Genomic DNA, 23,161 nt, shown 5'->3' with positions numbered 1-23,161 from the left:
GCCCTTTGCGCTTAAGGGGACTCCTTGGACGGGCTATTCCTACAGGAGTTTCGCTCACCTGTTCCGATCATCTTTGCTTTAAAATTTAGATTGAACTTATACAAAAAAATCAAACAGAGACTATGTCTCTGTCAATGTTTAACTCCTTGGATGAGGGGTTGTACAACCATTGTACCCCTTCATTATGAAGTCCGTTTTAAGGAATTGTAAAGGACTTGTAAATAAGAAACCCGCTACATTTTCCCTTTTAAGCTTTTATTTAAAGTGACTGTAAAAGTCGTCCCTGTTCCAGGTATGCTTTCGACGTTGATTTTACCTTTATGGACTTCAATTATATGCTTGACGATTGCCAGTCCAATGCCCGTTCCTCCAGAATCGCGGCTCCTCGCCTTATCAATTCGGTAAAATCGTTCAAAGATCCTTGGCAGTTCTTTTTCTTCGATGCCGATCCCGCTGTCTTGAACTGCAATATCGACCGTCTGTTCATTTTCAATGATATCAACGCTGACCCTGCCGCCATTTGGTGTATAGGTCAATGCGTTCGTAATCAAATTGATGAAAACCTGTTTGATCCTGTCAGATTCCCCTTCAATGAATACTGGTTCCGGTGATGTTTTAATTTCCAGGGATACTTCTTTTTCCTTCAGCTTGCCTATAAGCATCTCTTGTATTTCGCCAAGCACTTTGGTAATATCCACGACCCCTGCGTTTAAAACGAATTCCTGTTGCTCCATTTTGGATAAATTCAGAAGCTCCTGAATGAGTTCTTGCAGCCGGTCACTTTCTTTCAGGATAATCGATAAAAAGTGCTTTAGGGTCTTTTCGTCTTTTAGTGCGCCATCTAACAATGTTTCAGAAAAACCTTTAATGGATGTGATCGGAGTCCTCAATTCATGGGACACATTAGCGACGAAATCCTTTCGCATCTGCTCGAGCCTTTTCAATTCGGTGATATCATGAAAAATGAGGAGGATCCCCTTCCATTCATCATGATTCCCGATAATGGGAGCCCCGTAAATCTCAAAATGCTTACGTTCTATGGCAAGCGGTATCTTCACCTGTCGTTTTATCGTTTTTTCCGTTCGAAAGATCTCTTCGATGATGGCTATCACTTCCTGATCTTTAATGACCGAATAATATTCCTGAAACAAAAACGTAGCGGCGTTCACATGGAAGCTTTTCTTGAATTCCCGGTTGATTAAGGTCGTATACCCTTTACTGTCTATCAGCAAGACTCCACTACCGATATTTTCAACAAGCGCTTCCAAACGATCCTGATTCATTTCCCTCGCTACCTCTGTTTCCTGAAGGTTCCTCGCCAATATGTTCAAGGAAGTTGTCAGCATTCCCGTTTCATCGGAATGCCGCCCGAATGTCCGGGTTCCGTAATTCCCTTTTGCCAATTCAATGGCTGCCATCGTCGCCTCTTCGATCGGACGGGTATAATATGAAGTGATTTTGCTCGCAAGCATGAGAATGATGATCAAGGCAACCCCTAAACAAATGATCAATATTTGCCACATTTGTTTATTCACTTGATGGATGGCCTCTATTTCATTGCTATGGACGACAAAGCCTTCAATTTCGCCGTCCTTTTCAACCGTCTTCCAATAATAATGGAGGTCCGATTCCCCTTCGACCACTTCATACCCTTCCCCATGCTTAAGCCCTTTTTCCAATGTTATTTTGCGAAGGACATTAGCGTGGCTTTTAAGTATTTCATTGGATGATGTGGAATCGTATAATATTTCCCCACTCTTGGAGAGAATGGTTAAATTCGAATCTAAAAGGGGTGTCAATTTTGCCGTCTTCCCTTTTTCCAAAAAGGACTCGATTCCGCCATGCTCCTGAATATATGTAGAAATGAAAAATGTTTCGTTCTGTATACGCTCATTGAACGTTTTAATATAATAACTTTTGAACAAGTGTCCTAATAAAAAGCCCACGGCCATCAGGACGACCATCACCAATGTGATGAGGGTATATAAGAGCTTTTTACGATAGGTCGTCATTCTTTTTTAGGCTCCTCAAGCTTATACCCCAAGCCCCTTATCGTTTTAATATAGAGAGGTTTTTTTGTATCTTTCTCTATTTTTTCACGAAGATGGCTGATATGGACATCGACGATCCGTGAGTCTCCCGCGAAATCATAATTCCATACCGCACTGAGCAGTTGATCCCTGGTCAGTACTCTTCCTTTATTCTTCGCCAAGTATAAAAGTAATTCAAATTCCTTTGGAGTCAATTCTAATTGCTGTTCATCAAAGAATGCTTCGTACCGTTCCGGGAACACTTTCAATTCCCCTAATTTCAAGAGACCATCTTCCTGATCCTGACTTGACTCACTTCCGTTCGATTGCAACTGGGATCTTCTTAAAATGGCTTTAATCCGGGCCACTACCTCCCTGGGACTAAATGGCTTGGTCAAGTAATCATCCGCACCTAGTTCCAGTCCCAGCACCTTGTCAAATTCATCGTCCTTAGCTGTCAGCATCAAGATCGGTATATTGATTTTTTGCTGGCGAAGCTGCTTACATACTTCAAGCCCGTCCATTTTAGGCAGCATCAAATCCAATACCACTAAATCGGGGCGTATATCCACGGCAGCCTCCAGCCCTTGTTCTCCATCCAAAGCTGTGATAACCGTATAGCCTGATTGTTCTAAATTGTACTGAAGTAAGGTAACTATTGATTGCTCATCATCCACTACGAGAATTTTCTTTGACATTAGATCCTCCTGAATTATGTATTACCCAAAAGACCAATTCCTTGGTCTACTCATCCAATTCCATTATAAAGAATATTATATGAAAATTACACATAAAAAAAACTGAAATAAAGTTATTCCTATCTTCAGCAGGGAGATTATAAGTTACAGAATTCTTTTGAAGCGGATTAAAAAACTGCCCGGAGTCGGAAAAGGCCTTGGCCTGTTATTCCAATATCCGGGCAGTCTATAGATAATCTCTCTTATTGAAGGACTTGCATAACAGCTTTAACTGATTCGACTGATTTCGAAAGTGCAGCCTTTTCATCTTCAGTCAAATCAAGTTCGATGATTTGTTCAATACCGTTTGCACCAAGTACAGTCGGCACTCCTAGGTAAATACCTTCAAAGCCGTATTCACCTTCAAGATAAGCGATGGATGGAAGAACGCGACGTTGGTCTTTAAGTATTGCTTCAGCCATTTCCACAAGAGATGCAGCTGGTGCATAATATGCGCTTCCGTTTCCAAGAAGGTTTACGATTTCTCCGCCGCCAGTGCGGGTACGAGCTACTATTGCTTCTAAACGATCTTGAGGGATCAATGTTTCCAAAGGAATTCCGCCTGCATAAGAGTAACGCACTAGAGGTACCATATCGTCTCCGTGTCCGCCAAGTACGAAACCAGTTACATCTTTAACGGATAAGTTTAATTCTTGAGCTACGAAAGTGCGGAAACGAGCTGTATCAAGTACACCTGATTGACCGATAACGCGTTCTTTAGGGAAACCAGATTCTTTGTATACAGTGTAAGTCATTGCATCTACAGGGTTAGTCAAAACGATGATTGTTGTATTAGGGGAATATTTAACTACTTCTTTTGTTACTGATTTCATGACCTTTTGGTTAGTTTGAACTAAGTCGTCACGGCTCATGCCGGGCTTACGGGCAATTCCGGCTGTGATGATCACTACGTCGGAATCAGCAGTTTCTGCATAGTCGGATGTACCGGTGATATTAGCATCGAAACCTAGAACAGGTCCTGCTTCCGCCATATCAAGGGCTTTACCTTTTGTAGGGTTTTCAGCTTGCGGAATATCAACCAAAACGATATCACCAAGTTCTTTTTGAGCTGCCAGGAATGCTGCTGTAGCGCCAGTGAATCCGGCACCTACCACTGTGATTTTTTTACGTTTAGACATGTTATTTCCTCCTTAAAATATATAAATACTTTTGGAATACTTTTAACATTCTCTTGAAAATATATATAAGCCTCCTGGAAAAGCAGCCCGTTCAGGCACTTTTCCAGAAAGCATACAATGAATTATTTAAGGTTTTTAATAAGCTCGTCTGCGAACTCAGAACATTTAACTTCTGTTGCACCTTCCATTAGGCGGGCAAAGTCGTATGTAACAACTTTAGAAGCGATTGTTTGTTCCACTGATTTCGTGATGCTGTTTGCAGCTTCGTTCCAGCCAAGGTGCTCAAGTAAAAGAACGCCTGAAAGAAGAACTGAAGATGGGTTAACTTTATCAAGACCAGCATATTTAGGAGCCGTTCCGTGAGTTGCTTCGAAGATGGCATGTCCAGTTTCGTAGTTGATGTTTGCTCCTGGAGCGATACCGATTCCGCCAACTTGTGCAGCTAATGCATCAGAAATGTAATCTCCGTTCAAGTTCATTGTTGCAACAACATCAAACTCTTTAGGACGAGTCAGGATTTGTTGTAAGAAGATATCAGCAATGGAATCCTTAACGATGATTTTGCCTTCAGCTTCAGCAGCGGATTGTGCTTTGTTAGCAGCTTCAGTGCCTTCAGCATCTTTAATTTTGTCATATTGGTTCCATGTGAACACTTTATCGGCGAATTCTTGTTCTGCAACTTCATAACCCCAAGTTTTGAATGCACCTTCCGTGAATTTCATGATGTTACCTTTATGAACAAGCGTTAATGACTTACGGCCTTCTTTGATCGCATAGTTAAGTGCAGAGCGAACAAGACGTTTTGTTCCTTCTTCGGAAATCGGTTTGATTCCGATACCTGAAGTTTCAGGGAAACGGATGTTTGTAACACCGAATTCATTTTGCAGGAAATCGATCAATTTCTTAGCTTCGTCAGAACCTTTTGCATATTCGATACCAGCATAGATGTCTTCAGTGTTTTCACGGAAGATGACCATGTCAGTGTCTTCTGGACGTTTAACTGGTGAAGGTACACCTTCAAAGTAACGTACTGGACGAAGACATACGAATAAATCCAAAACTTGACGCAAAGCAACGTTCAATGAACGGATACCGCCGCCGATTGGAGTTGTAAGAGGTCCTTTAATAGCAATTAGATATTCGTTAATGACATCAAGAGTTTCTTGTGGAAGCCATTCGCCCGTTTGGTCAAATGCTTTTTGTCCAGCTAAAACTTCTTTCCATTCGATTTTCTTTTCGCCATTGTAAGCTTTTTCAACTGCTGCGTCTAAAACGCGGGATGCTGCAGCCCAGATGTCAGGACCGATTCCGTCTCCCTCAATATAAGGAACGATTGGATTGTTTGGTACGTTAAGAGCACCGTTAGTAACTGTGATTTTTTGGCTTTGTGTCATGTCTCTTACCTCCGATTCAAATTCAAAGGTTAGATGGCCTGCCATTAAATAAGGCAGAACCACTAACCTTTTTTACTCACATCTATTAATTTACTACAAATTCGATGAAATAAAAAATGATTTTTCGAAAAAATTTAAATTAGCGGTTTTCAATCGGTACGTATTTTTGCATACCTGGTCCAACATACTCTGCACGCGGACGGATAAGGCGGTTGTTTGAATATTGCTCAAGGATATGAGCGATCCAGCCTGAAGCACGGCTTACAGCAAAGATTGGTGTAAATAGGTCATGCTCGATACCTAAACTATGGTATACAGAAGCAGAATAGAAATCCACGTTCGGCGGAAGGTTCTTTTGACCGGTTACGATTTCATGAATTTTGATGGACATATCATAATATTGCGGTTGTCCAGTAAGTTCAGTCAGTTTTTGTGACATTTCTTTAAGGTGTTTAGCACGAGGATCACCTTTACGGTATACACGGTGGCCAAAGCCCATGATTTTTTCTTTATTGGCTAATTTTTCGTTGATATATGGCTCAACGTTATCAACTGAACCAATTTCTGTAAGCATTTTCATGACTTGTTCGTTAGCTCCGCCGTGAAGAGGGCCTTTTAAAGCGCCGATCGCAGCAGTTACACCAGAATAGATATCAGCTAATGTAGCCACACAAACGCGTGCAGTGAATGTAGAAGCGTTTAATTCATGGTCAGCATGAAGAACCAATGCTTTGTTGAATGCTTCTTCTTCGATTGCCGTTGGTTCGTTACCGCTTAACATATATAAGAAGTTAGCAGCAAAGCTTAAATCTGTACGTGGAGCAACAGCTTCTTTCCCTTGACGGACGCGAGCGAAAGTTGTTACCAATGTAGGGATTTTTGCTTGGATGCGGATTGCTTTACGATAGTTAGCGTCTTCACTCATTACATCTGCTTCTTCATCATAAAGACCAAGTAGAGATACTGCAGTGCGAAGAGCTCCCATTGGATGTACTTTATCAATTGGGTATGTTTTGAAGTGATTAACCACTTCAGCTGGAATTTCAGCATTTTCAGCAAGTTGTTTAGTTAATTCTTCTAGTTGGCTTTTGTTCGGAAGAGCTCCGTGCCATAAAAGATAGATTACTTCCTCGAATGTTGCGTTTGAAGCTAAATCATCGATGTCATATCCTACATACGTTAATGTGTCATCGATAATGGAGCTTACTGATGAAGTTGTTGCTACCACACCTTCAAGACCTTTTGTTGCTGTCATACTAAATCTCTCCTTTTCCTAGATATTCCCCTATGCCCTTGCTATTAGCGTATAAATGTAGCGCTTCCAAGAAATTAGCTTTTGTAAACAACCATCTATTTTTTAGCAGAAGACATACACCTTGTATTGGAAGCGTTCACAGAATATGACCCCAACAATATAAAATGTACGATAATCTTTAATACGAAATTCTAAAAATAATGCTTGTAGCTATTCCTAGTGAGCGCTTGCTCAATAACTACATCTTTTTTTTAAGATTCCTCAAAAATATCAATGATATTCCGAATCCCAATTTTAATAAATCAGAGCAGTTACATGATTATTATAAACAATAAACACTTTTTTGGGAATGAAAAGCACTTAAAATGTGAAAAAATTATTATTTTATTAGAAAAATTAGCTACATATTCTCTTGCTTATTTTAATGCGATTCAATACGGTTTTTTGAAAATTTGCCCCAAGGCAGAATAAATGAAACATTAAATAGAAAATTTATATTCCCGGGACTGACGGACTTTTCTGCCATTAGCCATTCGCTTCATTTAAAGAAATTGAATATCTGCATGCATAAATAAGCAATTCCCGCCCCGATTAACGGACCGACAGCCACACCTTTGAATAATGCGACCGCAAGAATCGTCCCAAAAACAAGAGCCGTGGTAATGTGCGGATCATGTGATAGGAGCGTAATCCCATTTTTTGCTATGAGCGCAACGGCTATTCCAGATGCAAGCGCAATCCAGGCATAAGGAGATTTTATCGCGTCTCCTAGTTCCTTGAAACCTATCGCCCCGTTTGCTATTGGTATCAGTACGGAAATCGTAATGATCGTAACGCCCAGGTTGATTCCTTTCGCTTCCAGGTATGGAAACACTTTGGCATCAAGGCCAATCAGTTTCATGATTAAAAGAAAACCCGCAGCCATGATCAGTGAAGTATTTTTCCCAAACCAACCTATTGCAGCAAGCAGAATTAAAAATACGACAGGACCGTTGATCATTATCCCTTCACCTTCTTCCTTTCTTTTTTGTTATTTTAACATAACAAACTCCCTTGTTTCCTAGGAGAAAAATGATTTATGGAACGATGTATCGGCGAAAAAAGTTAAGCCGAAAGATGAAAGAATCTTTCCTTTCTTTTCCATCATCGTTACAATTATAATACAAACTTTATGATTGAAGGAGGATATGACTTGAATCCGGTATATATGTATCGTTTCATTCGCTCTTTACTGGTCGTTGGAGGGGTAATTTTAGGCGGGATTGCCGTGTTTTATTTATCTAAATATACATATCCATTCATCATTGCCATGATAATCGCTTTCTTGATGAATCCCCTGGTCACTTTTTTCGAAAGGAAAGGGAGGCTGCCCCGAGGATTGGCTGTATTCGTTTCCCTGTTACTCATTTTCCTTTTATTTGCAGGTCTTATCACTTTACTGGTTGCCGAGATCATTTCAGGAACCAATTACCTTGCCGGAGTCATCCCGAAACACATTGAAACCATAGTGGATTATATAGAAACATACATAGCGTCCACCATCATCCCTTTATATAATCAAATAGCTGCCATGTTCAATAATTTGGATATCGAACAGCAAGACACCGTCCTCAAGAACATCCAAAATATCGGTGAGTCCATCACTACCGGAGTAAGCGGCTTCATTCAAGCTTTCTTGAAGAACATCCCCACAATCATCGGATGGTTTCCAACTACAGCAACGGCACTCCTTTTTACCCTGCTGGGCACTTTCTTCATCAGTAAAGATTGGGATACCTTTAGCCGAATGACCGGAAAAGTGTTGCCTGATAAGATTTTTGCAGGTGCAAAGCGTTTATTCAAGGATTTAAAAAGGGCTTTGTTCGGGTTTATCCGGGCACAATTCACTCTTGTTTCATTGACGACTGTCACGATTTTAATCGGATTTCTCATTTTAGGGGTGAATTATTCAATTACCATTGCCTTGATATGCGGGCTGGTCGATATCATCCCCTATTTAGGGACAGGTACGATTTTCATTCCATGGATCATCTTTGAATTCATCGCCGGTAATACAAGTCTCGCAATCGGTTTGTCCGTCCTTTACATAATCGTCGTTGTCCAACGTCAGCTAATAGAACCAAAAGTACTTTCTTCCAGTATTGGTTTGGATCCGCTTGCCACTCTCATCGCCTTGTTCATAGGCTTCAAATTGATCGGTTTCCTAGGTTTGATTGCAGGACCTGTAGTGCTTGTCATATTCAATACACTTCAGCGTGCAAATGTCTTCAAGGCCATATGGACTTTCATCATCGGGGATACAAAGAAAACAACTTAAGTTGATCAAGAATATCCTTAGCATTCACCGATTTCCATTTAAAAATCCGCCTCGGGTACAAGGCGGATCTTTGGTTTTAAGCTAAAATTATTTTGACGTCTCGAATTGTTCTGTTTCAGTGGAACCTGCAAGTGCTGTTGTGGATGATGTTCCACCAGAAACGACTTGTGCCACTTCATCAAAGTAACCAGTTCCCACTTCACGCTGATGACGTGTTGCTGTATAGCCGTCTGGCTCACTAGCGAACTCCGCTTGTTGAAGTTCTGAGTATGCAGCCATGCCGCGGTCTTTATAACCAAGAGCAAGATTGAACATGCTATGGTTCAATGAATGGAAGCCTGCAAGTGTAACGAATTGGAATTTGTAACCCAATTTACCCAATTCCACTTGATAATTGGCAATCTCTTCATCACTTAATTTCGCTTTCCAGTTAAATGATGGTGAACAATTGTAAGCAAGCAGTTTGCCCGGGAACTCTGCATGGATCGCTTCGGCAAAGCGGCGAGCATCCGCTAGATTAGGTTCAGAAGTCTCACACCAGATAAGGTCGGCATATGGAGCATAAGCAAGACCTCTTGCAATTGCTTGGTCAAGACCTGCGTTCGTGCGGTAGAATCCTTCCGGAGTCCTTTCACCCGTGATGAATGGTGCATCGACCGGATCAATATCATCAGTGATCAAATCTGCAGCATCAGCATCCGTACGGGCAATCAAGATAGTCGGTGTACCCATTACATCGGCTGCCAATCGGGCGGAAACTAAATTGCGTACTGCCGTTTGGGTTGGAAGAAGGACTTTACCGCCTAGGTGACCACATTTTTTCTCGGAAGAAAGCTGGTCTTCAAAGTGAACTCCTGCCGCTCCAGCTTCGATCATGCCTTTCATTAATTCGAAGACGTTAAGGGAACCGCCAAAGCCTGCTTCAGCATCTGCCACGATTGGTGCGAACCAATCGATATCATCTTTTCCTTCAGCAAAGCTGATTTGGTCTGCACGCTGAAGTGTCTGATTAATGCGTTTAACCACTTGCGGTACGGAGTTGGCTGGATATAAACTTTGATCAGGGTACATTTGCCCTGCGATGTTAGCATCTGCCGCCACTTGCCAGCCGCTTAAGTAGATTGCTTTTAAACCAGCTTTCACCTGCTGCATGGCTTGGTTACCAGTCAATGCTCCTAATGCATTGATGAAATCCTCTGTATTTAATAGATTCCACAGTTTTTCAGAACCACGGCGTGCTAATGTTTGTTCAATATCGATGGAACCCCTTAGTTTAATAACTTCTTCTGCCGTATAAGGACGCTTGATTCCAGTCCACCGTGAGTCATTTTCCCAGCTTTGTTGTAATTTTTGCGCTCTCTCATTCATCATCATTATTTCCTCCTAATTTATATTATATTTTTTTGAATATTAAGATAATTTTTCATATGCCGCGTTGGTTAAGAAATCTGCAAAGTCATCCGCTTCAATCAATTGTTCAAATAGTTTAGTAGACTCTTCAAACTTTCCTGATATGAAAGTTTCTTCCCCTACTTCCGATTTAATGACCGCCAATTCTTCTTCTTTGATTTGATGGAATAATTCCTCGGTTATTTTCCTGCCATCTTCGAGAATGCCTTTTGGATGACGGATCCATTGCCAGACTTGAGCCCTTGAAATTTCAGCGGTTGCAGCATCCTCCATTAAGTTATTGATGGGTGCCGCACCTCTGCCGCTTAGCCAAGAGGCGATATATTGGATGCCTACGTTAATATTCGTCCTTAATCCTGCCTCTGTAATCGTTCCTTCCGGTACAGCAAGCAGCTCTTGAGCTGTTACATGGACATCTTCCCGTTTTCGGAAAATTTGATTCGGTTTTGGGACGAGCAGGTCAAAAACCTCTTTTGCCGTGCTTACCATACCTGGGTGGGCAACCCATGTTCCATCATGACCGTCTCTTGCTTCGCGTTCTTTATCTGCCCTTACTTTCGCAAAAGCCTCATCGTTCTTAACCGGATCATTTTTAACAGGAATTTGCGCGGCCATCCCGCCAATTGCAGGAGCATTACGAGTGTGACATGTTTTGATTGCCAGTAAGGAATACGCCCTCATATTCGGGACGGTCATCGTGACCTGCTGCCTGTCTGGGAAGATAACATCATCCGAGTGACGGAATTTTTTCAGGAAACTAAAGATATAGTCCCAGCGGCCACAGTTCAGGCCTGCCGAATGTTCTTTCAGCTCGTACAGAATTTCGTCCATTTCGAATGCAGCAAGAATCGTTTCTATCAAGACCGTTGCCTTGATTGTTCCTTGCGGAATTCTCAAATCGTTCTGTGCATATACGAATATTTCATTCCATAATCTTGCTTCGAGATGGCTTTCCAATTTTGGTAAGTAAAAGTATGGACCGCTTTGTTTTTCAATCAATGCTTTTGCATTGTGGTAAAAGTACAGTCCAAAGTCAAAAATGCTGGCTGATATAGGCTGTCCATCCAAAAGGACATGTTTTTCCTCTAAATGCCAGCCGCGCGGCCTTACTTTTAAGACAGCTGTTCTTTCATTTAATTCATATACTTTGCCATTTGGATTTTTAAATGAGATGGTTCCGCGGATTGCATCGCGCAGATTCAATTGACCATCAATGCAATTCTCCCAAGTGGGTGAATTGGCATCTTCAAAGTCCGCCATGAATACATTGGCACCTGAGTTCATGGCATTAATGATCATTTTACGATCGACAGGTCCAGTGATTTCAACCCTGCGGTCCTGTAAATCATTCGGGAGGGCCGCAATTGTCCAATCACTTTCACGAATATGCTTCGTTTCTTCAAGGAAATCAGGAAGCTTGCCTTGATTCAGTTCTTCCTGAACGCTTTTCCGCCGTTCCAGAAGTTCTGCCCTTCTTCCACTGAAATGCCTTTCAATTCTTCCAATGAATTGAAGAGCATCCGTTGTAAGTATTTGTTCATATCCTGGCTTAATGCTGCCTGTAATTTGTAAGCCTTTTGCTTCCGTAATCATGTTGCCTCTCCACATCCTTTCCAACTCTTCTATGTTATAATACAGTTGTTTTATTTCCTGTTTGTATTATATAACACGTTGTATAATTTTGTCACCAGTTTTTTCTAAAAAATCTAAAAAAAGATTTTTTAGCATGGAAAAGCCTGTTTTACCAATGTTTCCAAGGAGTTAATAATTTTTAAATCCTGTTATTATACACATGTCATTCTCATGGAAATCATCATTTTATGGTGAAACAGCGAAAATCCATTTACATTGAAACTCCATTTTAATGAAAGCAAAAAAGCACCCTATAAAAAACTTGGATGCTTTTGTTTGACCTTTTTTCCAGACCAAAAAGGCTGCCTAAAAGCTTGAGCCTTTAGACAGCCTTATATTATTTATGCCGAATGATGGTAACTTTCCCTTTATTCATTCTGTTCATGATAAATCGGATAACAATCGGTTTGAGGAGATTCCGGGTTGGCGGAAACACAAGGATCAATCCCATGATATCCGAGATGAGCCCAGGGGACAGCAACAGTGCAGCTCCGATAAAGATACAGATTCCATCAATGATTTCATTTCCTGGCATCATTCCGTAACGAATCTGTTCCTGTGCCTTTTTCCATGTTTCCATCCCTTGCCGTTTAGCCAAATAGGCTCCGATCAAGCCTGTGGCTACAATCAGGAACAGCGTTGGCCAAAAACCAATCAGATTGCCTGACAGCAAAAGGACAATAATTTCAACGACCGGCATCGCAATGATAAACATTAAAAAATATTTCATCTACATTCCTCCTGCACAGCCCATTTCTGGTGCGGTACATCCATCTTACCTCATTGGCACGGAATCAGCCAAAATTTCGTTTTACAGTACGTTGGCATGTCCATCATAAATGACTCCGCGACCTGCATCGACTGTTATTCTTTGACCATCCTTGAAAACCTTGGTCGCGTCCTCCGCCCCAACGATGACCGGTATGCCCAATGTGACTCCTACAACAGCTGCATGGCTTGTCAAACCGCCTTCTTCCGTAATCAATGCCGCACACTTTTCAATCGCCGGCATCATTTCGCGGTCCGAACCGATCGTAACCAATACAGAGCCTTCCGTCACTTTTTCCAAAGCTTCCTTGGCATTCTTAGCGATAACCACTTCACCTTTAGCTGATTTCCTGCCGATTCCTTGAGCCTTCAAAAGAACCTCTCCTAACACATGAATTTTCATCAAGTTAGTCGTACCTGTTTCACCTACAGGCACACCGGCTGTAATGACGACTAAATCCCCATGGGAAACTAAGCCAGAATGCAAGCTTTCATCTATTGCGGTTTGAAGCATTTCATCGGTAGTCGTTGCTTTTGGACCAATCTGCGGATAGACTCCCCAAACCAATGCAAGCCCTCTTGTAACATGATCATTGGATGTAACCGCAATGATCGGTGCTTTAGGGCGGTATTTGGAAATCATCCTTGCCGTATGGCCGCTTTCCGTAGGGGTGATGATTGCCCCTGCATTAAGATTAAGCGCTGTATGGGCAACGGATTGGCCAATGGCATCAGTGACATTATGACGGTTCACTTTGCTTCTGACTGATAATATATCCCGATAATCAAGGGCAGTTTCAGCACGTGAAGCAATGTTATGCATCGTTTGCACCGCTTCGACAGGATAGGTTCCAGCAGCTGTTTCGCCAGAAAGCATGATTGCATCCGTTCCATCAAATATGGCATTGGCCACGTCACTTGCTTCTGCACGGGTCGGCCTTGGGTTACGCTGCATCGAATCGAGCATTTGTGTAGCCGTTATGACTGGTTTCCCAGCATTATTACATTTTTTGATCATTTGTTTTTGGACTAATGGCACTTCTTCTGCAGGAATTTCCACTCCCAAGTCTCCACGTGCTACCATCAAGCCATCTGAAACTTCCAAAATTTCATCAAGACGGTCTACGCCCTCTTGATTTTCGATTTTTGGGATGATTTGAATATGTTCCGCTCCATTTTGCTGTAATAATTCACTAACTTCAAGCACGTCGGAAGCTCTGCGTACAAATGAGGCAGCAATGAAGTCGATACCCTGTTCGATTCCAAAAAGGATATCCTGTTCATCTTTCTCCGTTATGCCAGGCAGGTTTACCGAAACCCCAGGAACATTCACGCCTTTTTTGTTCTTGAGTGTACCGCTATTCAAGATCTTCGTATGGATTTCTTTTCTTACCTGATCTATCTTCAACACTTCAAGCCCGATCAATCCATCATCCAAAAGGATTTTAGATCCTGGGTGGACATCATGCAGAAGCCCTTCATAGGTAATGGAGAATTTTTCAGGTGTTCCCAGGACTTCATTCATGGAAATAATGACTTCATTGCCGGCTACAAGCTCTATAGAATCATTTTCCATATTATTTGTTCGTATTTCAGGTCCTTTTGTATCCAACAGGATGGCAACCTGTTTACCCGCTTTTTCGCTAGCTTCCCTTATATTGCGAATTCTAGCGGCATGTTCTTCATGATTTCCATGAGAAAAGTTAAGACGTGCCACATTCATCCCTGCTTCTATTAATTGAACCAGCTTTTCTATACTTTCACTCGCGGGTCCAATCGTACAAACAATCTTGGTTTTACGCATGTGTCATCCTCCTTTAAGGAAAACTCGCCGCCTGTCCACCTTTTGAAGACAGGGGCGCAGTGTTTTATGTCCTCTATTTAAATACCCAATTCTTTAAAAAGCAATTCCTATCAATAATGATTAAATCGATAGCTCTGCAGATAAATCATACATCTTCTTGTCAATTGTATGCGGTTTAGCAAGGGCTTCGATGATATCATAATCAACAAGTTGATTTTGTTCTATCCCTACAGCCCTGCCTCCTTTTCCTTCAAGAAGCAATTCAACCGCTTTTGCTCCAAGGCGGCTTGCCAATACCCGGTCATTAGCCGAAGGAGATCCCCCGCGCTGAACATGGCCCAGGACAGTTACACGGGTTTCAATTCCTGCTTTCGCCTCAATACTCCTGGAGATATCAACGGCACTTCCAACACCTTCAGCTACTATGATGATACTGTGCTTTTTCCCTCGGTCATGTCCGCGGTTCAGTTTTCCAATCAAATCATCTATTTCATATTCATATTCAGGACAAAGAATCGTTTCAGCTCCGCCAGCCAATCCAGCCCAAAGCGCAATATCGCCGGCATCTCTTCCCATCACTTCAACTACATAAGTCCTTTCATGAGAAGTAGCCGTATCCCGAATTTTATCGATAGCATCGATGACTGTATTCAGGGCCGTATCGAAACCAATCGTAAAGTCCGTACCCGGTATGTCATTATCAATTGTTCCAGGAACTCCGATACAAGGAAAGCCCCTTTCCGTTAAAGCTTTCGCTCCGCGGTAAGAACCATCGCCACCAATTATGACAATGCCCTCGATACCAAGTTTATTCAATTGTTCAATCGCTTTCAGCTGGCCTTCCTCTGTCTTAAATTCCGGACAGCGAGCCGTATGTAACATCGTGCCGCCTCGATGGATGATATCCCCGACCGACCCAAGTTCTAGCTTCTTTATATTTCCATTTATTAGACCCTGATAACCATGATAAATCCCGAAGACCTCAATTTCATGAAAAATTGCTTTCCGGACAACTGCTCGGACTGCCGCATTCATTCCTGGAGAATCTCCTCCACTTGTCAATACACCTATTCTTTTCATAAATGTCACCTCTCTACAGCACTAATCAATTTCAAGCTCCATTATATCATTGTACCCTTTTTCATGCCTCAATAAGCAGTACTTGTTTCACTTATGCTCACTTGATGTTATAAGCCTAACCGATTCTCTTCAGAAATTGAAGTAAAATGGCGTAAAAGTTTACATTCTACACACAAACCATATTCTTTACTCGTTTCGGTAATGAATACATATGTGCCATGAAAGGATGAAAAAACGTGTTGCCCCAGGCAGCACGTTTTTCCATTTACAAAATGTGTTTATGAATGCTGTTCCACTTCCTTAGGTTCGCCCTCAGGTTGTTTTGCAAATTCATATTCACCGATTTTCTTGAATTTCATATAACGCCGGTTGATAAGATCATCACTATTCAATGGCAGAAGTTCCTTGAATGAACGTTTCAGGATATCCTTGATGGCTTCAGCCTGTAAATTCGAATCCCGATGGGCGCCGCCCCTCACTTCAGGAATGATCTCATCAATGACTCCTAAGCGGTTTAAGTCGGGAGCCGTGATTTTCATCGATTCCGCAGCCCTCTTAGCCTGGGAGGCATCCTTCCACAGCAAGGCTGCAGCCCCTTCTGGGGAAATTACCGAATATGTTGAGTTCTCAAGCATGAAAATTCGGTCTCCGACGCCAAGTGCCAATGCACCTCCGCTTCCACCTTCACCGATGACTATACTGATTACCGGTACCTTCAGCCCTGCCATTTCGAATAGGTTTTTCGCAATGGCTTCACTTTGCCCGCGCTCTTCAGCAGCTTTACCAGGGAAAGCTCCCTTCGTATCAATGAAACAAATGATCGGCCGGTTGAATTTTTCAGCCTGTTTCATCAGACGCAATGCTTTTCGGTAGCCTTCAGGATGGGGCATACCAAAGTTACGACGGATGTTTTCCTTCGTATCCTTACCTCGTTGATGGCCGATGACCGTCACGGCAAGTCCATCAAATTCCGCGATTCCAGCGACAATCGCTTCATCATCCCCATAATAACGATCACCATGAAACTCGATGAAGTCATTGAATAATAGCGGAATGTAATCAAGCGTAGTCGGACGTACTGGATGCCGGGCAATCTGAACACGATCCCACGGTTTAAGATGGTTATAAATATCCACTTCCAGCTTCTCTAAACGCTTTTCCAATGTTTCGATTTCAGCTGTAAGATCTACATCAGCATCCTTCGAAATTGACTTTAGCTCTTTAATCTTATTTCTCAGGTCCGTAATGGGACGCTCGAACTCCAATTCGTAAATCATAACCATTCACCGCCCGGGGCATGGATTTTAAGGATCGTCGTCAAGGTTTCCTTCATTTCCGTACGTTTGACGACCGCATCCAATTGGCCGTGCTTCATCAAGAATTCAGCCGTTTGGAAATCTTCAGGAAGCTCTTCATGGATCGTCTGTTCAATGATCCTTCTTCCCGCAAAACCAATAAGGGCTCCAGGCTCGGCTAGATTAATATCGCCAAGTGACGCGAAACTTGCCGAAACCCCGCCTGTGGTAGGATGGGTCATCATTGATATGATCAGTCCACCTTCATTGCTGAATATCTTGAGTGCTGCACTTGTCTTTGCCATTTGCATCAAGCTTAAAACACCCTCCTGCATCCGAGCGCCGCCTGATGCGGTAAAAATGATGAACGGAATCTTCAACTCACCTGCACGTTCAATGGCACGGGTAATTTTTTCCCCAACAACGGATCCCATGCTCCCCATCCGGAAATTCGAATCCATTATGGCTGTTGAAACTTGGTACCCATTGATGCTTCCAACTCCTGTTACAACCGCCTCATTAATCTTGGCTTTCTTTCTATCTTTTTCCAACTTTTCCAGATAATCCGGAAATTCAAGCGGGTTAACTGAAATCATTTCTTTATCAAATTCATTAAAACTGCCGGCGTCGAATAAAAATTCGATGCGCTCATGGGAAGACATCGGATGGTGGTGCCCGCAATGTAAACAAACTTTCTTGTTTTTCACCAATTCTTTTGTATACATGATTTTTTTACAGCCGGTGCACTTTGTCATGATTCCTTCTGGTACATCTTGTTTCTCCCGATCTAAAGGAACCGTTGCATATTTCTTCTTAGACTTCGCAAATAGCTCTTTAAGCAAGCTTAATCCTCCCTTTACCACCAATTATCTATTTTATGATACTTGGTACAAACTATATCAGAAATAAAATTAGTATCGTGTAAAAAGGTGTCACTCGTCCTTCGACATATTTCTAATTCTAATAAGATACGTTTCGATGGCTTTTTCTTCATCACGTTCGAGCAAATATGTAAGAAGTGACAGATAGTCTTCTTTTTTCACATTACCCTGTACCATCTCTGATGTTCTAGCATAGCTGTTGACAATGCGCCAAATTCTTTCCAGCAATCGATTGCGATTCAAAATGGCAATCCTTAAGAAGAAATCATCATCATGAAACTCATCCGCCTTGACCCAGACCATTAATCTTTTGATGTCCTCAGCCGTAGCGAAAAAGGCGACGATCCGCAAACAGTCAATTTCAATCAGCCTTTTCGTCTCAGACAAATCTTCTTGTACTTTTTTATCTTGCAAAAAAAAGGTTCCCAGAAGCTCGACTAGCTTATGCTCCTGGAAATCCCTGATAAACGTCCCTTCACCACGCCTTGTTTCTATTAATCCTAATAGCTCTAAGGCACGCAATGCTTCACGGACAGAGGAACGGCCTACATTAAAACGATCCGATAACTCCCGTTCTGATGGGATTTTATCTCCCGGCAGGAGGCTGTCCGCTTCAATCATGCTACGTAGGCTCTCAACTACATCGAGATAAATTTTGGATGAAGATGTACGACCTGCCAAATTAATTATTCCTCACTTTTTCCAATGATCGCTAATTTCCTTGTTTTTTCTTTAATTTCCTCGGGATTCACATTAATTCTAGCCACTCCCGTTTCCATCGCTGCCTTGGCAACAGCAGCCGCAACGGCAGGTGCTACCCTCTCATCAAATGGAGCAGGGATAACGTAGTCTTCGTTTAACTCATGTTCCTGTATTAAACCGGCAATGGCTTGTACTGCTGCAACCTTCATTTTTTCATTGATATGTGTTGCACGTACATCCAAGGCACCACGGAAAATCCCTGGGAAAGCTAGGACGTTATTGACCTGATTCGGGAAATCCGAACGGCCCGTTCCTACAACCTTGGCACCCGCTGCTTTCGCATCTTCCGGCATGATTTCCGGATCTGGATTAGCCATCGCGAAAATGATCGCATCCCGATTCATCGAAGAAACCATTTCTTTTGTCAATGCACCTGCGGCAGAAACACCGATAAATACATCAGCGTTTTGAATGACAGTTTCCAAAGGTCCTGAAACCTTATTTCGATTTGTGACTTTCGCCACTTGTTCTTTTGTATCATTCATACCTGTCGAACGGCCCTCATAAATGGCACCCTTCGTATCACACATGATGATGTCACGAACTCCATAGCTATAAAGCAATTTAATGATGGCAATGCCCGCAGCGCCTGCTCCATTCGCCACCACTTTAATTTCCGACATTGATTTATTCACAAGTCGTAACGCGTTCACAAGACCGGCAACAGTAACAATGGCTGTACCGTGCTGATCATCATGAAAAACAGGGATATTCATTTCTTTCTTGAGTCGTTCTTCAATTTCAAAACAATTTGGTGCGGCTATGTCCTCTAAGTTCACTCCACCGAAAGTAGGTTCGAGTAATTTAACGGTCTCTACAATTTTGTCCACATCCGTCGTTTTTAAACAGATTGGGAAAGCGTCCACTCCAGCGAAACTTTTAAATAAAACGGCTTTCCCTTCCATAACCGGCATAGCAGCTTCCGGACCGATGTTTCCAAGTCCCAACACAGCCGTTCCATCAGAAATAACGGCAACAGTATTCCCCTTCATTGTATAGTCATAGACGGTTTCCGGCTTATCGTAAATATCTTTACACGGTTCTGCGACACCAGGAGAATAAGCCAGGCTTAAATCTACTGCATTCCTTACCGGTACTTTCGAAACTGTTTCTAATTTCCCTTGATTCAAGCGGTGCATATGTAATGCTTCTTCTCTTAATGTCATAGTTTCACTCCTAAAACAAATTGGATAACCCATATCTTATATGCTGAAATCTAGTGGTCAGACCACAGCGGCCTGTTTTCAATATAACATAACTATTAAAGTTGTAAAACAGTTATTCTTTCTTGTAAACCACATTCCCTTTTCCAACCAAGTCAAATAATGCCTGCATCAGACTATCTGAAGGATTGACCCAATCCCAATAAGATAGCTGTACATAGCGGTTTTCCCTCTCGTAAAAAAGCATGACCTTGGTTTCACCGCTATGCTGCATTAAAATTTTTTTTATTTTTTGCAGTGTATCCTTCGTTTGCTTGCCGGCCTCAATTTTCAGGAATATCGTTCCGTTATGTTCCTCTTTCATCTGCTTCACTTTTTCAAGCGGGTAAACGTTCCTGATCAGGAGCTGTGTTTTTCCATCCCGCTCTTCCAATGTTCCTTGCAGCATAACGAGTTGTCCATGATTTAATTCAGCAGAGTGGTTTTTATAAACATTTGGAAAAACGACCGCTTCAATATCCCCCTCTTCATCACTAACGCTCAAGAAAGCCATCACATCGCCCTTTTTTGTCCTTATTGTTTTAACCGACGTAATGTATGCGCCAAGTAAGACTTTTGATTCCTTTTTATCGGTAGCTTCATCTATGGTCAAGCAGCCGAAGTGCTGAAAAAGTTCTCTGTAGCTTGTCACCGGATGATTCGATAGATAAAGGCCCAATGCGCTTTTTTCCAATGAGAGTTTGTGCTCGATAGGGATGGGATCGACCCGGTTGTATTTCGGTTTGAGTGAAAACTCACCATCCGAAAACATATCGAATAGGTCATCATCCGGATTAACCAATTCCGTATGATTGATCGCTACGTCCAAGCTCGCCAACAATGTTGCCCGGTCTTCACCGAATTCATCAAATGCACCTGAATGCACAAGCGCCTCTAACACTTTCCTATTTACGATTTTCCCTGAAACGCGCAAACAGAAATCGAATAAATCAGCGAACTTCTTCTGCCTCCTCGCAGCAAATATTTCTTTCAGGACCGTACCGCCTATCCCTTTTATGGCTCCAAGGCTATAACGGATCCCTTCCTTTTCGGGTAAAAACGGGTATCCGCTCCGGTTAATCGAGGGAGTCAGAACCGATATACCTTTCTTTTTTGCTTCACGGATATATTGCGAAATCTTTTCATCATTCCCGACGACCGATGTCAAGAGTGCTGCCATGAAATATTCCGGATGGTGAGTTTTCAAGTAACCAAGCTGATAAGCGATGAAACTATACGCCACCGCATGGCTTCGGTTGAATCCGTAGTTAGCGAAGCGGACAATCAAGGAATAAATCTCATCTGCCGTTTTTTCGGAATATCCTTGTTTCAATGAGCCGCTCACGAAATGCTGCCGCTCTTGATCCAGAACATCCTTCTTCTTCTTGGAAACGGCACGGCGGAGCAGGTCAGCCTCCCCTAGTGAAAACCCGGCTAAGCGGGAGGCAATTTGCATGATTTGTTCTTGATATACGATGACCCCGTAAGTAGGCTCGAGGATATCCTTCAAATCCTCGTGAAGGTAATCAATCTGAGCCAGTCCATGTTTTCTCTCGATGAACAGCGGTATATTTTCCATCGGACCTGGACGATATAGGGCATTGACCGCGACGATATCCTCGAATCGGTTCGGTTTCAGCTTTATCAAAACCTTTCGGATGCCATCCGATTCGAATTGAAACACCCCGGTTGTTTCTCCTCTCCCTAAAAGGGCTAGCGTCTCGGGGTCATCCATAGGGATATGGGACAAGTCGAGCTTTTTCCCCGTTCCCTTTTTAATGTTATTTAGAATATTATCGATGAGCGTTAAATTTCGAAGTCCAAGAAAATCCATTTTAAGAAGTCCCAGTTCTTCGAGAAGGTCCATTGGATATTGAGTCAGATGGATTCCGTCATGCCCTCCCTGAATCGGAATATGCTCGGTCAGTGCCTGGTCGCTGATGACGACGCCGGCAGCATGAGTCGAAGCATGGCGAGGCAGACCTTCAAGCAATAACGCGGTTTGAAAAAGTTTTTGATTCAGGTCACTCTCATTAACGAATTCCCTGAGCCTTTTCGATTCCTTGAAAGCCTCGGGAAGCGTGATGCCCAGACGGCCTGGAATCATTTTCGATACCGCTTCCTGTTCCTTTGAATTCAAGCCGAAAACACGTCCTGTGTCCCTTAACGCAGCCTTGGCAGCCAAAGTTCCGAATGTAATGATTTGTGCTACATGAAGTTCCCCGTACTTCTTCGCGACATAGGCAATCACTTCTTCGCGGCGGTTATCCGGAAAGTCAATGTCGATATCCGGCATCGAGACACGTTCCGGATTCAGGAAACGCTCGAACAGCAAGGAATGTTCGATAGGATCGACATCCGTTATCGACAGGACATAAGCTACCATCGACCCGGCGGCAGAGCCCCTTCCAGGACCAGTAAGGATTTGATGGTCCTTAGCGAATTTCATGAAATCCCAGACGATTAAAAAGTAATCGCTGAATTTCATCTTTGTGATGACATCCAGCTCATATCGTAGGCGCTCTTCATATTGGATGGATGGCTCCGGCAATCTTTTCTTCAGCCCTTGGAAACAGATGGCTTCGAGCATTTCCTCGGCTGTTACTCCATCTTCAGTAGGGTACTTAGGCAGCAGTGAACGATGAAATGGGATTTCCAGATTGCATTGCGCGGCAATATGTAGTGTATTTTCGAGTGCATCCGGTCTGTCATGGAATAGTTCTGCCATCTGAGCCCGGCTTTTCAAATAAAATTGATCTGATTCAAGTACCGTATGCGTCTCATCCGCCAGCTTGTCGCCATTTCCAATTGCCAACAGGACTTCTTGTGCGAGTGCATCGCTTTCATTCAAATAATAGACCGGATTCGTCGCGACAATCTTTATCTCTAAATCTCTCGCCAACTGACTTATGGCTTCGTTACATTTTTCCTCATCCGCAATCGAAAGTCTCTGTAAGGATATATAAAAATTATCATGACCAAAAATTTGCAGAAATCGCCCTGCTGCCTGTTTGGCTTCTTCAGGATTTTCTTCTCTCAATAGCGTTTCTATTTGCCCCTCCGCACCCGGTGTGATTGCAATCAAACCCCTGGAATAGGCTTTTAGCCAATTCATCGGAATGCCTGACGGGGATTTCGTTTTTATGGCACTGCTTATTTTAAGCAGGTTTTGATATCCTTGTAGACTTTTTGCCAATAAAAGAAGTCCATGTGGCGATTCCCGTTCATCAAGGACATCCGCAAGTATGCCGATGATCGGCTTTATACCTTGTCTCTTGCATTCTTTATAAAAATAGACCGAACCGTACATAACATTTCGATCGGTTAAGGCAAGACTTGTACAGCCATCCGCTTTCGCTTTGGCCACAAGTTCAGTGATCTTCACCGTACTTGTCAGCAGGCTGTATCCGCTCTGAATATGGAGATGAGTATACACGTTTTTTCTCCCACCTTTG

Annotated in this window: 17 protein-coding genes; 1 reads left to right on the top strand and 16 read right to left on the bottom strand. The window is 42.6% G+C overall.

Features of this window, described 5'->3' with window-relative positions; translation table 11 throughout:
- Positions 1-233: 233 nt before the first annotated feature.
- The 6 genes from pnpS to ACWF5P_RS02750 all read right to left on the bottom strand — a co-directional run bounded on the left by pnpS (position 234) and on the right by ACWF5P_RS02750 (position 7,555).
- A complete protein-coding gene (pnpS, locus tag ACWF5P_RS02775; RefSeq protein WP_230176755.1) occupies positions 234-2,012 on the bottom strand; it encodes a two-component system histidine kinase PnpS in 1,779 nt (592 codons plus the stop codon).
- Entirely contained in the window at positions 2,009-2,728 is a 720-nt protein-coding gene (locus ACWF5P_RS02770; RefSeq protein WP_101222903.1) for a response regulator transcription factor, read from the bottom strand. Before ACWF5P_RS02770 ends, pnpS begins: the two co-directional genes overlap by 4 nt.
- 242 nt (positions 2,729-2,970) lie before the next feature.
- Positions 2,971-3,906 carry a malate dehydrogenase gene (gene mdh / locus ACWF5P_RS02765; protein WP_101222904.1) on the bottom strand — a complete coding sequence of 312 codons (936 nt, stop codon included), beginning with the start codon at positions 3,904-3,906 and terminating at the stop codon, positions 2,971-2,973.
- A gap of 122 nt (positions 3,907-4,028) precedes the next feature.
- Positions 4,029-5,345: an NADP-dependent isocitrate dehydrogenase gene (gene icd / locus ACWF5P_RS02760; RefSeq protein WP_402940129.1), complete on the bottom strand. Its 1,317-nt coding sequence runs from the start codon at positions 5,343-5,345 to the stop codon at positions 4,029-4,031.
- Positions 5,346-5,439: 94 nt separating this feature from the next.
- Positions 5,440-6,555, bottom strand: a complete 1,116-nt coding sequence (gene citZ / locus ACWF5P_RS02755; RefSeq protein WP_095390768.1) for a citrate synthase — start codon at positions 6,553-6,555, stop codon at positions 5,440-5,442.
- Between the two features lie 538 nt (positions 6,556-7,093).
- Positions 7,094-7,555 (bottom strand): DUF441 domain-containing protein, encoded by a 462-nt coding sequence (locus tag ACWF5P_RS02750; protein WP_101222907.1) that lies wholly within the window; start codon positions 7,553-7,555, stop codon positions 7,094-7,096.
- A gap of 192 nt (positions 7,556-7,747) precedes the next feature.
- Here ACWF5P_RS02750 and ytvI point away from each other — a divergent pair, with 192 nt between their 5' ends.
- Positions 7,748-8,872, top strand: a complete 1,125-nt coding sequence (gene ytvI / locus ACWF5P_RS02745; protein ID WP_434167528.1) for a sporulation integral membrane protein YtvI — start codon at positions 7,748-7,750, stop codon at positions 8,870-8,872.
- Between the two features lie 87 nt (positions 8,873-8,959).
- Here ytvI and aceA read toward each other — a convergent pair whose 3' ends face one another.
- The 10 genes from aceA to dnaE form a co-directional block, all read right to left on the bottom strand.
- On the bottom strand, positions 8,960-10,243 hold the full coding sequence (aceA, locus tag ACWF5P_RS02740) for an isocitrate lyase (protein WP_101222909.1): 1,284 nt from the start codon (positions 10,241-10,243) through the stop codon (positions 8,960-8,962).
- 39 nt (positions 10,244-10,282) lie between these two features.
- Complete coding sequence (aceB, locus tag ACWF5P_RS02735) at positions 10,283-11,875, bottom strand: malate synthase A (protein WP_260358300.1); 1,593 nt, start codon at positions 11,873-11,875, stop codon at positions 10,283-10,285.
- A 376-nt stretch (positions 11,876-12,251) separates the two neighbouring features.
- A complete protein-coding gene (locus ACWF5P_RS02730; RefSeq protein ID WP_034309123.1) occupies positions 12,252-12,644 on the bottom strand; it encodes an FxsA family protein in 393 nt (130 codons plus the stop codon).
- Between the two features lie 81 nt (positions 12,645-12,725).
- Positions 12,726-14,486, bottom strand: a complete 1,761-nt coding sequence (gene pyk / locus ACWF5P_RS02725) for a pyruvate kinase (RefSeq protein ID WP_101222911.1) — start codon at positions 14,484-14,486, stop codon at positions 12,726-12,728.
- A gap of 120 nt (positions 14,487-14,606) precedes the next feature.
- Positions 14,607-15,566, bottom strand: coding sequence for a 6-phosphofructokinase (gene pfkA, locus ACWF5P_RS02720; RefSeq protein WP_101222912.1), 960 nt, complete (start codon positions 15,564-15,566; stop codon positions 14,607-14,609).
- Between the two features lie 278 nt (positions 15,567-15,844).
- Positions 15,845-16,843, bottom strand: coding sequence for an acetyl-CoA carboxylase carboxyl transferase subunit alpha (gene accA, locus ACWF5P_RS02715; RefSeq protein ID WP_452444564.1), 999 nt, complete (start codon positions 16,841-16,843; stop codon positions 15,845-15,847).
- The gene (accD, locus tag ACWF5P_RS02710; protein WP_230176751.1) at positions 16,840-17,703 is read right to left on the bottom strand and encodes an acetyl-CoA carboxylase, carboxyltransferase subunit beta; all 864 of its coding nucleotides are present in this window, start codon (positions 17,701-17,703) and stop codon (positions 16,840-16,842) included. The genes accA and accD overlap by 4 nt, the downstream gene beginning before the upstream one ends.
- A gap of 90 nt (positions 17,704-17,793) precedes the next feature.
- The gene (locus ACWF5P_RS02705) at positions 17,794-18,423 is read right to left on the bottom strand and encodes a FadR/GntR family transcriptional regulator (RefSeq protein WP_101222915.1); all 630 of its coding nucleotides are present in this window, start codon (positions 18,421-18,423) and stop codon (positions 17,794-17,796) included.
- A gap of 5 nt (positions 18,424-18,428) precedes the next feature.
- Entirely contained in the window at positions 18,429-19,670 is a 1,242-nt protein-coding gene (locus tag ACWF5P_RS02700; RefSeq protein ID WP_137018171.1) for an NAD(P)-dependent malic enzyme, read from the bottom strand.
- Between the two features lie 112 nt (positions 19,671-19,782).
- On the bottom strand, positions 19,783-23,142 hold the full coding sequence (gene dnaE / locus ACWF5P_RS02695; RefSeq protein ID WP_452444563.1) for a DNA polymerase III subunit alpha: 3,360 nt from the start codon (positions 23,140-23,142) through the stop codon (positions 19,783-19,785).
- Positions 23,143-23,161: the final 19 nt, after the last annotated feature.

This window comes from Peribacillus sp. NPDC055009 (genome assembly GCF_053608705.1).
The sequence above is the reverse complement of the archived record's forward strand: the minus strand, read 5'-3'. Positions and strand labels throughout refer to the sequence as shown.